Annotated in this window: 11 protein-coding genes and 1 pseudogene; 8 read left to right on the forward strand and 4 right to left on the reverse strand. The window is 69.8% G+C overall.

Annotation, left to right across the window (positions count from 1 at the left end; all coding sequences use genetic code 11):
• Positions 1–146: 146 nt before the first annotated feature.
• Positions 147–1000, forward strand: a pseudogene (locus ACIREE_RS41715) (ISKra4 family transposase); the annotation flags it as partial.
• 194 nt (positions 1001–1194) lie between these two features.
• Here the strand turns inward: ACIREE_RS41715 and ACIREE_RS41720 are convergent.
• From ACIREE_RS41720 to ACIREE_RS41730, 3 genes are all read right to left on the reverse strand, one after another.
• Entirely contained in the window at positions 1195–1797 is a 603-nt protein-coding gene (locus tag ACIREE_RS41720; RefSeq protein ID WP_404164699.1) for a hypothetical protein, read from the reverse strand.
• Entirely contained in the window at positions 1794–3344 is a 1551-nt protein-coding gene (locus tag ACIREE_RS41725) for an ATP-binding protein (protein ID WP_404164701.1), read from the reverse strand. The genes ACIREE_RS41720 and ACIREE_RS41725 overlap by 4 nt, the downstream gene beginning before the upstream one ends.
• A gap of 86 nt (positions 3345–3430) precedes the next feature.
• Positions 3431–4117, reverse strand: coding sequence for a response regulator (locus ACIREE_RS41730; protein ID WP_404164703.1), 687 nt, complete (start codon positions 4115–4117; stop codon positions 3431–3433).
• A 130-nt stretch (positions 4118–4247) separates the two neighbouring features.
• Here ACIREE_RS41730 and ACIREE_RS41735 point away from each other — a divergent pair, with 130 nt between their 5' ends.
• The 7 genes from ACIREE_RS41735 (at position 4248) to ACIREE_RS41765 (ending at position 12621) form a co-directional block, all read left to right on the forward strand.
• On the forward strand, positions 4248–4412 hold the full coding sequence (locus ACIREE_RS41735; protein ID WP_404164705.1) for a hypothetical protein: 165 nt from the start codon (positions 4248–4250) through the stop codon (positions 4410–4412).
• Positions 4413–4420: 8 nt separating this feature from the next.
• Positions 4421–5179, forward strand: coding sequence for a DUF3152 domain-containing protein (locus ACIREE_RS41740; protein ID WP_404164707.1), 759 nt, complete (start codon positions 4421–4423; stop codon positions 5177–5179).
• 150 nt (positions 5180–5329) lie between these two features.
• Positions 5330–6286, forward strand: coding sequence for a hypothetical protein (locus ACIREE_RS41745; RefSeq protein ID WP_404164708.1), 957 nt, complete (start codon positions 5330–5332; stop codon positions 6284–6286).
• On the forward strand, positions 6283–7881 hold the full coding sequence (locus ACIREE_RS41750) for a peptidoglycan-binding protein (protein ID WP_404164709.1): 1599 nt from the start codon (positions 6283–6285) through the stop codon (positions 7879–7881). Before ACIREE_RS41745 ends, ACIREE_RS41750 begins: the two co-directional genes overlap by 4 nt.
• 101 nt (positions 7882–7982) lie before the next feature.
• Positions 7983–8738 (forward strand): ABC transporter ATP-binding protein, encoded by a 756-nt coding sequence (locus ACIREE_RS41755; protein WP_404164711.1) that lies wholly within the window; start codon positions 7983–7985, stop codon positions 8736–8738.
• Positions 8739–8887: 149 nt separating this feature from the next.
• A complete protein-coding gene (locus ACIREE_RS41760; RefSeq protein WP_404164713.1) occupies positions 8888–10081 on the forward strand; it encodes an ABC transporter permease in 1194 nt (397 codons plus the stop codon).
• Positions 10082–10437: 356 nt separating this feature from the next.
• Complete coding sequence (locus ACIREE_RS41765) at positions 10438–12621, forward strand: recombinase family protein (RefSeq protein ID WP_404164716.1); 2184 nt, start codon at positions 10438–10440, stop codon at positions 12619–12621.
• Here ACIREE_RS41765 and ACIREE_RS41770 read toward each other — a convergent pair.
• Positions 12552–13064, reverse strand: coding sequence for a transposase (locus ACIREE_RS41770; RefSeq protein WP_404164714.1), 513 nt, complete (start codon positions 13062–13064; stop codon positions 12552–12554). The two genes, ACIREE_RS41765 and ACIREE_RS41770, sit on opposite strands and share 70 nt — an antisense overlap.
• Positions 13065–13208 lie beyond the last annotated feature (144 nt).

Consider the following 13208-nt stretch of genomic DNA (forward strand, 5'->3'; position numbering starts at 1 on the left):
AAGCCGGGCGATTTCGGCAAATGCCCTGTCCCGAGATGCCGCTTGCAGGCGGTGAACCGGCTCATAGCGGCCTATAAGTGACGCGAACGTCCTCTTAGAGCCGAAGGTGCCAACCAAATCGACACAGTCCGAGAAGAGCCCTGGGAATGGAACCGTATGACACCTGCGTGAGCACTGACCCCTTTGTCCGCTCGGGCAGTGCCTTCGAGTCGCTATTACGCACCCTGCAAGGCGAGTTGGCGTCCCTTTGGAACCACGCCGAGCTGGAAGAACATCTGGACCTCGCCGGGCGAGGACTGCTGCGGCAGCTGCTGCAGGATCATCTCCCCCTGCGTGCCCGCCGCGAGCAGGATGCGGTGCAAGCTGGCACACACCCACCGGTGAGGGGCCCGGACGGTCGCCTGCGCCCATGGCGCGAAGCTGGTCACGCGCGCTGGCTGGCCTGCCTGTTCGGCCTGGTCCGGGTGGAACGAATGGCCCATCAAGGGCCGGGAATGACCAACGTCCACCCCACGGATCAGGTCCTGTCGCTGCCCGCGGGGCGGCACTCGGTGGGACTGCGACGGCTCGCGTTCACCGCGGCGGTGCGGGGTTCATTCGACCAGGCCCAAGCCGCGTCGAGCGACGATGCGGAAGAGTCCTGGGTAAACGTCGCCTCGAACAGCTCGTGGCCGCCGCGCCGGGCGACATCGATGACTTCTACCGCCAGATGGTCCCCATCCCGACCAGCCGGGACGTTCTGTTGGTCATCGAAGCCGACGGCAAAGGCGTGATCATGCGGCCCGAGGCCCTACGGCCCGCCACTCAAAAGGCCCATCACGCCTCCGCGCAGAGCGGGCACCGCACCAGACTCGCGCCCGGCGAGAAGCCCAACCGCAAACGGATGGCCACCGTGGCCTGGGCCTTCGATGCCGTCCCGTCTCCTCGGCGCCCACATGACGTGATCCACCCGCCCGGCGGCCGCAGTACCCGACGGAAGATCCGCCGGGGCCCCGCCGCCGGTGCGCGACCAGCGACTCGTTGACGCGGGGGAATTCCTGCGGGCGGTCGTCCAGGCGGGTGCTGCGTTTCCGACCCGAGCGGAGGTCGATGGTCCAGCGGTCGAGCGCGGGGGCACCCGTCTCGGAAGGGCCGCCCGTACCGCGTCCCGCCCTCTGCTTACGGGTTGGTGGCTGCTGCTCGCCCTCATCGGGATCAGGGTTGTGGCAGCTCCTGTGGCTCGGACGGGGACGGACACTCGGGGTCCGACTGCGTCATCGTCCAGCCATCCCCGAGTACCCGGAGGCTGCTGAGTGTGAGGGAAGGGTGCCCGGTGCCAGCGACGGCTTCCGGGTCGGCGCCAGGGGCGGCCGCGACGAGCGGCGAGGCGGTGTGGTCCACCGTGCAGGCCAGTTGGCGCAGGGCCTGACGGCTCAGCGGGGCCGCTTCGCCCGGGAGGCGGATGGAGAGCACGCCGTCGTCGCCGGTCGTCAGCCGGGGCGCGTCCGTCAGGCGGGGCAGCTGCGTGGTGGCCGTCGCGGCTTCGGTCGCGGTCGGTCCCTCGAACAGCAGGCCTACGACGTCCTGGAGGTCGGCGGCGTCGCCGGTCCGGCGGGGGTAGGCCGTCAGGTCCCCGTCGCGCAGGAAGAAGAGGGAGACGGTCGCGGGCGCAGACGGCCGCGAGCTGGAGGAGAACATGCCGCTCGCCGGTTCACCGGCCTCGATGACGCCGGACGGGGGGACCCCGCACGCCGTGAGCGTGAGCGCGGCGGTGAGCCCGAGCAGCAGAAGAGCCGACGCCGACCGCGATACCTTCATCGGGCACCCCCCGCGGCAGCGGTACGGGTATCGGGGCTGGGGTCGGCGTCGTCGGGGTGCAGGGGGAGCTCGACGGTGAACACCGCCCCGCCCCGGAGCAGGTTCGCCGCCCGGATACGTCCCCCGTGCAGGCGCACGTTCTCCGCCGTGATGGCCAGGCCGAGGCCGCTGCTCTCGCTTCGGGCCCGCGAGGTGCTCGCCTTGTAGAAACGCTCGAAGATGTGCGGCAAGGCCTCTTCGGCGATCCCTGGTCCGTTGTCGCTCACCTCGATGACGGCCCACGCCATGCCGGTCCCTTCCTTCCGTACGCCGACGGTCAGCCGCACGGGCGGCTCTCCGTGCCGCAGGGCGTTGCCGACCAGGTTGGCCGTCACCACGTCGAGCCTGCGCGGGTCGACGCGCGCGCGGAGCACACCAGGTCCGGGCAGCCGGGCCTCCACCTGTCCCTGCCAGCCCCGGGAGGCGAGGGTCCGCCGTACGGACTCGGCCAGGTCGATCTCGTCCCGGTGGAGTTCGGCGGCTCCCGCGTCGAAGCGGGAGATCTCCATCAGGTCGTTCACCAGCACGCTGAGCCGGTTCGTCCCCTCGCTGATGAGCCGCAGCGCTTCGCCGGTCTCCCCGTCCCGCTCCTGCGGGTCCAGCACGTCGGTGACCGCCGACATCGCTGCCAGCGGGGTGCGCAGCTCATGGGAGACGTCCGCCACGAAGCGGCGCCCCTGGGCCTCCAGGCGGTGCAGTTCCTTGATGGTGCGCTCCAGTTCGGCCGCGGTTTCGTTGAAGGCCTGAGAGAGATCGGCCAGTTCGTCGGAGCCGGTGACGTCCAGCCGGACGTCGAGATGCCCCGCGGCCATCCGGCGGGTCGCACGGCGCAGCGCCCGTACGGGACGCAGTACGCCGCCGGCGGCCAGCAGGGCGAGGACGACGGCGAGGCACAGGGCCACCAGGGTGGCCCGCTCGATGCCGCTGACCATGGCCTTGATGGATCCCTCCTCGGTGTTCTGCGAGACCTCCAGGTACATCACGAGCCCGGAGAGCCTGGGCTGCGTGTTCTCGCCCGAGGTGGAGGTGACGGGCATGCCGACGACGAGTCGGGGACGGCCGTCGACGTTCACCCGCTGGAACACGGTGGCCCGTTTTTCGGCCACGGAGCGGCGCAGTTCGGGAGTCAGCCCGACGAGACCGGCGCTCGGCGCGTAGGCGCGGTGGTCGCCGTAGGTGGCCATGACGCGCCAGCCCGAGGACCGGTTGGCGTACAGCACCTGGTTCACGACGGACTGGAGATCTGACCGGTCCGGGGAAGGGGGGATGTAGGGCGCGATCGCGTCGACGCTCGTACGGAACTGGCGGATGACGGAATCCTGGCTCTGTTGGAGCACCCCCGTGCGCGCCTCACGGAAGGCGAGGGCCCCGGTGCCCAGGGCGCTGGCCATGGCCACCAGGACGAAAGCTGTCAGCAGGCGGGGGCGCAGGCCGCGCAGCGGGAGCGGAATGCGTACCAGTGCCGCCCGCAGGAGCCGCCGGGGGCCGGCGCCCGGTGCGGCGGGCATCTCGCCGGTGGTGGGGGTGGCGGGGGCTTGGGGCAGGGTTCCGCGTGCTCTGGTGGGCTTATTCCTGCCCGCGGATGTCCGGGCGCTCATGAGGTGCCGAAGCGGTAGCCGAATCCGCGTACGGTCTGCACGTAGCGGGGGTTCCTGCCCTCGGCGAGCTTGTAGCGCAGTCGCTTCACGCAGGCGTCCACGAGTCGTATGTCGCCGTGGTAGCTGTGTTCCCAGACTGCTTCCAGGAGCTGCTGGCGGCTGAACACCTGGCCGGGCGAGGCCGACAGAGTGAGCAGCAGCCGTAGTTCGGAGGGGGCGAGGGCGACGGGGTCGCCGCGGTGCGTCACCATGAGTCCGGCGCGGTCGAGGACCAGCTCGCCGTGGGTCTCGGCCCGGGGGCGGGTGCCGTCCGGCAGCGACGTGCCCTGTCGGCGCAGCACGGCCCGTATTCGCGCGTCGAGCACCCGAGCCCTTACGGGCTTGACCACGTAGTCGTCGCCACCCGCCTCAAGGCCCACGACCACGTCGATGTCGTCTCCGCGGGCCGTCACCATGATGACCGGCACCAGGTCGCGTTCCCTGATCCGGCGGCAGACGTCCAAGCCGGAGATGCCGGGCAGCATGAGGTCGAGTACGACGACGTCCGGTTGGAAGGGGCGGAGTTGTTCCAGCCCTTCCTCCCCCGTTCCGACGGCGACGACCTGATGCCCCTGATGCCGCAGGCCCAATTGGATGGCAAGGCGGACATCTTGGTCGTCTTCGATGATCAGGACCCGTGACATTTCGGCAGTGTAAGCAGGCGGGGTGGTGTCGCCGTCTCCGGGAGGGCCGCTCTCGGGCCGCCGTTACACAATGATCACAACGGGCCGAGAGGTATTGGGTTTCGTTATCTTTTCGCGACAATACCGGCTCATGGCGATCATCTGGGATGGCCAGTTTGAGCTGCCATGCGTTCAGCACGACAGCGATCATCCGCACCTCCCGCCGGCAGCACCACGCCCGTTCACCGCGGCGACCGCCGACGCCGGTCCTCCCGTCGTCGGAGACGGCCGCGCCGCCGTGGCCGAGCCCTGCTGACCATCCTGTTGGCGGCCGTCGGCCTGCTGATTCCAACGGCGTACTTCCTGGAAGGCGGGCGCAGCGACGCTTCGAGTGATGCGCCCCGCCCGCAGCACACGCACCTCACCGCCGCCACGCACACTCCGACCCCCACGCACACTCCGACCCCTACTCCCACGCCCACCCCGACCGTGAGCCGGACCGAGATCGACGTACCCGCGACGGGCAGCGGGACGTTCGTCACCGCGCGGGCCGGCGGGGAGACCGTGGGCAGCGGTTCCCACCCGCTGCGCTACGTCGTGGAGGTCGAGAGCGGGCTCGACATCTCGCCGTCCCAGGCGGCCGACGAGATCGCCGCGATACTCGCCGCCCCGCGGGGCTGGACCCACGACCCGGGCACCGCGTTCCGACTGGTGGGTGCGGGGGCCGCGCACGACCTCACGGTGAAGATCGCGACGCCGGGGACGGCGGACGCCTTGTGCTGGGCGGGCATCCAGCAGGACACCGGAGGCGAGTACAACTGCGAGGTCCCTGGCGGGGTCGTGGTGAACCTCAAGCGCTGGGTCAAGGGCTCGCCCACCTTCGACGGACCGATCCACGACTACCGCGCGCTGATCATCAACCACGAGATGGGGCACTTCCTCGGTCACTCGCACGTGACCTGCGCCGGACCCGGACAACTGGCCCCCGTGATGATGCAGCAGATCAAGGGCCTGCACGGCTGCGTCGCCAACGCCTGGCCCTACGACAGATACGGCCACTTCGTCACCGGACCACCCGTCTGACCGCCGTCAATGGTCGCGGCGACCGGTCGTTACAGCTTGGTCATACGGCGAACCTACGGCCATGAACTGCCGGCACCACTGTGAATTCAGCGTTCTCCCGCCTCGCCGGCAGAACCTCCCTTCTCTCTTCTCCCGATCGGATGGACGTACATGACTCGATCCCACACTGCCCGAAGGCTGACCGCGACGGTCGCGGTGAGCCTGCTGCCCCTGCTGGCGGCCTGTGGCAACGATGCCGGCACCGGCGTGGAGTCGCACTCCTCGGACGGTGGAACGACGGCGGCCGGATCGTCGGGGCAACTCGACGTGCCCGCCGATGCGAACGCCGACCTCAAGAAGAAGTACCTCTTGGAGAACGCGATCGCGGCCTGCATGAAGAAGCAGGGATTCACCTACACCCCCGTGGTGCCCGAGGACCCCGCCGACTCCTGGGCCACCAATGGGGCGGACTACGCGCTGACAATGAAGTACCGGCAGAAGTACGGTTTCGGTATCTACGCGGGCATCGTCTATCCCCACGACACCGCGGCGTCGGGCCGTACGGCCGCCCAGCAGGACTCGGACCGGACACCCAACGCGGACTACGTGAATACGCTCACTCCCGAGCAGAAGACCGCGTACGACAAGGTGCTGGGCGGGCCCCCGGATCCCAAGGCTGGCGCGAAGACCTGGACCGGCTGCCAGGGGGAGGCCGACAAGAAGGTCTACGGGTCCGCGTCGCCCCAGGAGCGGAGCACCACGACAGCCGGCCAGAACCAGGCCAACGCGCAGGCCCTCAACGGTGATCCGAACCTGGTCGCGCTGGCGCAGTCGTACGCCTCATGCCTGAGAAAGGAAGGCGTCTCCGTCACCACCACGCAGCCGACCGGCATCGGCGACATGGTCAGGCTCCAGGCGCTCGCGTCCACTCCGCCCGGCGCGGGTGGCCCCGTCGCCGTCGACGCGGAGGGGGACTCCCAGAAGTCGCTGAGCAAGGAGGAGGCCCTCCCCCTGCTCACCAAGGACATCGAGCTGGCGATGCGGGACCTGAAGTGCGGCAAGGAGTTCCGGGCCGCCTACTTCCCGAAGTTCCTGAAGGCCCCGACCAGCGGTGGCGGTGCCGGGTGAGGCAGCACACCGAGCCGGCCGACGCCCGCCCCGGACAGTTCCGCAAGCTGATCAGCACCCGTTCCGGACAGCTGAGCGTCGTGGTCACCACGGTGGCGCTGGTCGGCGCGGGCGGCTGGTTCGCCGGATCGAGGATGCAGTCGCCCGCGGACGCCGCCGCCGCGCACCGGCCGCCCGAAGCCGGTCCCGTCACCGTCGCAGTCGAGCGGCGCTCGCTGACCGCGAGTGTGGTGGCCCAGGGCTCGGTGGAGTTCGCGTCTTCGCGCGGCGTGACCCTGGCCGGACTCGTGGGCTCCCCTGGCTCCGGGGCCGGCGACGCGGGGGCCGGCGACAGCGTCGCCCAGCGGGTCACCAAGGCACCGGCGGCAGGGGTGGAGGTGCGGGAGGGCGACGTACTGATGCAGGTGAGCGGGCGGCCGGTCCTGGTGCTGCGGGGCAACGTGCCGATGTACCGGACCCTGGGGCCCGGCGCCTCCGGGGACGATGTCACGCAGCTGCAGCGGGCGCTGACTCGGCTTGGCTTCAACCCCGGTTCGGCGAACGGGACATACGGACAGTCGGACGCCGCGGCGGTCAGCCGCTGGTACAAAAGCAAGGGCTACCGCGCCATGGAGCCCACCGTTGCCGACAAGCAGCAGCTGGGGACGCTCGAGGCGGCGGTGACCAGCGCGCAACAGGCGCTCCTCGCGGCACGGGAACCGGGCGGCGAATCCGGCAACAGCGAATCCGGCAGCAGCGGAGCTTCCGGCAACGGAGCTTCCGGGAACGGAGCTTCCGGGAACGGAGCTTCCGGGAACGGAGCTTCCGGGAAGGTCTCGTCCGGGAACGGATCAGCGGGTAACGGATCATCTGGGAACGAATCACCCGGCAGTGGATCCGCAGGCGGCTCGGGCAGCGGCAGCAGCACCGCCGAGCTGCAACTCAAGTCGGCGCAGCAACAACTGGACGCGGCCAACTCCGCGCTCCTGGCCTTCCAGGCCGCGTACGGAACCAAGGTCCCCGCCGGTGAGGTGGTCTTCCTGCCGGAACTGCCGGCCCGCCTCGACAAGGTGTCCGTGAAGACAGGCGACACCCCCACCGGCCCGGTCGCCACAGTGACCAGCTCCAAGGTCGTGGTACGGGCCGTGGTCCCGGCCGACGACGCCACGTTGCTCCACAAAGGCATGTCGGCGCGGGTGGAGACCACCGACGGTACGAAGGTGGACGGCGACGTGGTGGCACTCGGCGCCGACGTGCCGAAGGACGACTCGGCCGACACCGACAAGCAGCAAGGAACCCCGAGCGGTGAAAACGATGACGCGTCGACCCCCGTACCGGTACAGGTCTCCGTACCAGCGGGGAGGCTGGCCAAGAACGCCGCCGAATCCGCGAAGGTGACCATCGAGGTGGGCTCGTCACAGGGCAAGGTGCTGACGGTGCCCGTCGCCGCGCTGCACACGTCCGCCCACGGGACGGCCCGGGTGCAGGTCGTACGCGGCGGCAAGGTGGTGGATGTTGTCGTCGAGGCCGGGCTCTCCGCGGACGGGCAGGTGGAGGTCACCCCGGCGTCCGGTACCACCCTGAAGCCGGGCGACCAGGTGGTGGTCGGGCGGTGAACGGTACGCCGATAGCAGGTCGGTCGATAAGCCGCCCACCGGCGGTCGGCCCGCCGACGACCGCCACACCGATATCCGGCCCGGTAACGACCGGCCCGCCCATGGCTGATCCCCACATGGCCGATCCGTCCGTGCCCGGTCCGGGGACGTTCTCCGGTGCGCCTGGCGCGGACACGGTCATCCAATTGGCGGGCGTGGAGCGGACCTTCGGCTCCCAACCGCCGGTGCACGCCCTGCGCGACGTGCACCTGAGAGTGCGGCGTGGCGAGCATCTGTCGATCGTCGGCCCATCCGGTTCCGGCAAGTCGACGCTGCTCAACACCCTGGGGCTGCTGGACCGCCCCACCTCGGGCACCTACTGGCTCGACGGGGTGGAGACCAACGCGCTCGACGACCTGGAGCGCACCTCGCTGCGGGGCAGCCGGATCGGGTTCGTCTTCCAGTCCTTCCACCTGCTGCCGTACCGGACCGTGGCGGAGAACGTCATGCTGGCCGAGACCTACCGTCGGCCGCGCCCCGGGCGCGGCCGGGGCGGCCGCCGCGCCAGGGCCGAGCGGGCACTGCATCAGGTGGGCCTGGGGCACCGGGCCGGTTTCCGGCCGGACCGGCTCTCCGGCGGGGAGAGACAGCGGGTGGCGATCGCCCGCGCGCTACTGAGCGAACCCGCCCTGCTGCTCTGCGACGAGCCCACCGGCAACCTCGACAGCGAGAACACCGAGTCGGTTCTTGCTCTCTTCGACCGGCTCGGCGAGCAGGGCATGACCCTGGTGGTGATCACCCATGAGGAGGCGGTCAGCGCACGGGCCCACCGGCGAGTGAGGATCAATGACGGACGGCTCACCGAGGAGCACCGATGAGGTCCCGAACACGCGTCCAACAGACTGTGGCTGCGACGGATGTGGCGGCTTCCGCAGGCACAGCACGGCCCGAGGGGAGAGCACGGGCCGGGAGGAGAGCATGGGATGGGAGGAAGGTAAGGGACGGGAAGCCCGTCGAGTATCCGTGGATGGACTTCCGGGACCTGTGGTCCGAGGCGCTGGCGGGGGTGCTCGCCCGTCCGACGCGCTCCGCCCTCACCACGCTGGGCACCGTCCTGGGTATCGCCACCCTGGTCATCACCATGGGGATCTCCGCCACGGCGGGCAACCAGATCGTAGGCCGGTTCGACGCGTTGACCGCAACTTCGGTCACGGTGGGGGTGCCCTCCGTGGAGGCGGCCGGCTCCGGTCCACTCGTGGACTGGGCGGGGATCGACGCGGTGCGCCGGTTGGCAGGGGTCGAGTCGGTGGCCGCGATCGCCGACTCCCAGAAGACGGCGAGCGTCGAGGTGCGGGCCAACGACGTGGTCGCTCCCGGTGAGGTCAGTGGCCAGACCATGGCGGTCGTCGCCGCCTCCTCCACACTACCGGCCGCGGTACGCGGCGCGATGGCCGCCGGTCGTTTCTTCGACGCCGGGGACATCGCCCGGCACGACCGGGTGGCGGTCCTCGGCGACCAGGCGGCGCGGCTCCTCGGCATCAGCTCGGTCGAGAACGCTCCCGCGGTCTTCCTGAAGGGCCAGGCCTACACGGTGATCGGGATACTCGGCGCAGTCGAGCGGGAGCAGCAGCTCGCCACCGCGATGATCCTGCCGCCCACGACGGCTGCGGACCGGATGGGGCTGGGGACCGTGACCCGTGTCCTGATCAACACCTCGCTCGGCGCGGCCGACCAGGTCGCCCGGCAGGCGCCGATCGCGCTGGCTCCCGGAGCCGAGACCTCCTTGACCGTGACGGCTCCGACCGATCCGGCCAAGGCCCGTAAGGGAGTGCAGGGCGATGTCAACGGCCTGTTCCTGATCCTCGGGCTGGTTTCGCTGGTGGTCGGCGCCATCGGCATCGCCAACGTGACGCTGGTGACGGTCATCGAGCGGACCGGGGAGATCGGACTGCGCCGTGCCCTCGGCGCCTCGCGGCGACAGGTCGCCGGCCAGTTTCTGGTGGAGTCGACGACGATCGGCCTGCTCGGGGGTGTCGTCGGCGCCGCCCTCGGCATGGTCGTCGTGGTGATCGTCTCCGCGGTCAAGGATTGGACGCCGGTCCTGGACATCAGCCTCGCCCTCGGTGCGCCGGTCGCCGGAGCCCTGGTGGGACTCCTTGCCGGGCTCTACCCGTCGCTGCGGGCTTCCCGCATGGAACCGGTCGACGCCCTGCGCTCGTAGCCGGGTTTTGCGGACGGCCGGACGAGAGCCGCGACCTCGATCACCAAGGCCACGCTTCCGCCCCTCGGCCATGACCCGGGCCCCTGTCGTCTCTGACGTCCGGTCAAACTACTGGCAGGCACACACACCCGACACCTGACGCCGACGCAGTCCGGGCGGGTACTGATCGACCCCCCACCCACCAGCCCGTCGCTGGGCCGCCTCGCATGGCACCGGTTGTGCAGGGGGAGGTGGCGGCGCGATCACCCCGTTGCGGTCGATGGGCAAACATGCGCCGCAACCGGGTGATCATGTGGCCGAGCTGGCGGCCCGGATGGTGATCAAGGCCGAGTGGGGCGGGGGTGAACCCCGTGACGATGACGGCTCCGTGGGAACGGCTTGACGGCAAGATCCAGCCCTGGCATCTCGACCGTCTCGCGGTTGTCTATGTCCGCCAGTCGACCCCGCAGCAGGTCATCGACCATGCGGAGTCGACCCGGCTGCAGTACGGACTCACCCAGCGGGCCGTCGATCTCGGCTGGGCCCCGTCACGGGTCCTGGTGATCGACGAGGACCTCGGCCACTCGGCATCCGGCCTGGTAGACCGGCCCGGCTTCCAGCGGCTGGTCTCCGAAGTCGGCCTGGACCACGTGGGCCTGGTCCTCGGAGTGGAGATGTCCCGACTGGCCCGCAGCGGCCGCGAATGGCACCAGCTCCTGGACCTGTGTGCCCTGGCCGGAGCCCTCCTCGCCGACCCGGACGGCGTCTATGACCCGGCCGAACACAACGACAGAATGTTCCTCGGGCTGAAGGGCACCATCAGCGAGGCCGAACTGCACCTGATCAAACAACGGATGTGGAACGGCCGGATCGGCAAGGCCCGCCGCGGTGAACTGGCCATGCCGCTGCCGGTTGGCTACCTCCGGCTCGCGGACGGTCAGATCGTCAAGGACCCGGACGAGCAGGTGCAGGCCGTGGTCTGCCTGGTCTTCGACCTGTTCGACGAACTTGCTCTGATCAACGGGGTGCTGCGGTTCCTGGTCCAGCACGGTATCCAGTTCGGCATCCGGGCCCGCGAGGGACCGGAGAAGGGCCAGCTGGTCTGGCGCCGCCCCAGCCGAATCATGATCCAGAACATGCTCCGGCACCCTGCCTATGCCGGGATCTATGTCTATGGCCGCAGCCGCACCGACCCCCGCCGGCGTGTCCCGGGACGGCCGTTCGCCGGCCGGGTCCGCAAACCGCGCGAGACCTGGTACGTCTACTTGCCCGGCGTGCTGCCCGCCTATATCAGCATGGAACGGCACGAACGCAACCTGGACCGGATCGAGGCGAACCGGTCCCGCTCGCTGAGCATGGGCGCCCTCCGTGACGGCCCGGCCCTGTTGGTCGGATTGATCCACTGCGGCCGGTGCGGCACCCGGATGGCCGTGCACTATCAGCGCGGCCGGGACGGAATGCTGTGGCCGAAGTACGAGTGCGGCCGCCTCAAGTCCGACTACGGCGGCGAGCTGTGTCAGCAGCTGGCCGGGGCATGCCTGGACCGGTATGTCACCGGCCTGCTGTTGACCGCGGTGGAACCGGCCTCTTTGGAGGTCTCCCTCGCCGTGGCCGAGCAGGCCCAGAACCGGCGCGAAGCCGTGGACCGGATCTGGCGGCAGCGTCTGGAACGGGCCGACTATGCCGTGGGCCGGGCCCGGCGTCAGTACCAGCTGGCCGAGCCTGAAAACCGCCTGGTCGTGCGCGAGCTGGAACGCGGCTGGGAACACGCGCTGACCGAGCGCCAGCAACTGGGCGAGGAGTACGACCGTTTCACGGCCACCCGGCCCCGTGTCCTCACCACCGAAGAACGCGAGCAGATCCGGGCTCTGGCCCAGGATCTGCCGGCCGTCTGGCAGGCGCCGACCACGACCGATACGGACCGCAAGCAGCTGATGCGCCACCTGCTCGAAAAGATCACCGTGACCGTCATCAAAAACAGCGAACGCGTCACCGTCCAGGTCACCTGGGCCGGCGGCCACCAGACCGAGGGCGAGGTCGTCCGCCCGGTCGCCCGGCTGGATCAGCTCAGCTACTTTCCCCGACTCGCGGCCCGGGCCAGGGAACTGTCCGAAGCGGGTCAGCCTTCCACTGCGATCGCAGTCGTCCTGAACGCCGAAGGACTTCGTCCGCCCAAACGCGTCGAGGAGTTCAGCCCGTCAGGGGCGCGCGAACTCCTGCGGCAGATCGGCTGCGGCAGCAGGCAACAGCGTCGACATCCTCCGGAACCTGAACTCGGCTCGCACGAATGGTGGTTGAACGATCTTGCTCGCCACACTCGGATTCCACGCGTCACGCTCTACTGCTGGATCAGGCGTGGCTGGATCACCGGCCGCCAGCTCGACGAACCCCGAAGGCCATGGATCGTCCAGGCCGACCCCGAAGAAGTCGAACGGCTCCACCGGCTCCACCAGCAGTCCCACGGACGCCGATCGCAGCAAGCCTGGCTCGACTACCAGCGGACAGTGATACTGCACCACAGCGAAGGAGGCGAAGGCGATGACGGCACAACGCAGTTATGACAGCACTGCGGCTTGCTCATCTCCACCGCATGACGCTCGCGGTAGTCGACCGGGTCGAAGCGCGGTGGTCGGCCACCGCGGGATCCGAGCTTTCTGCGGTTGCGCGCCTGGTCAGCCTTGTCGGGGATGGTGCAGCGGATCCCGCGGTGGCGCAGGTAGGCGCGGTTCTTGCGGGAGGCGTACGCCTTGTCCGCGCGGACCCGGTTGGGGCGGACGTGTGGCCGGCCCACCCCGATGCGGGGCACGCGGACCTCGTAGACCCGGCCCCACGGTCCGTACTCGACGGGCACGTCCCGCCACGGAATACCGGTACGAACTCGGAACCGTATGCCGTCGATCAGCTGCCGCCGAGGCCAGACCGGCGGCCGCCCCGCCCTGGCACCCCTCGGCAACAACGGCTCCAGCACCGCCCACTGCTCGTCCGTGAGATCTCCCCGACCCATGAACAGTGATCATTCACAGCCCGAGATCCACTTTCGATACACGGCCTAGAAGCAATGCTGTTGCTTTACGGGCTGGCGGGTTGGGGTCGTTGGATGCGGACGGCTTGAACGCCGGCGCGGGCGGGCTGGGGCCAGTTCTGGTGT

Origin of the sequence: Streptomyces sp. NPDC102467, from assembly GCF_044765445.1 — a bacterium.
Lineage (GTDB): Bacteria > Actinomycetota > Actinomycetes > Streptomycetales > Streptomycetaceae > Streptomyces.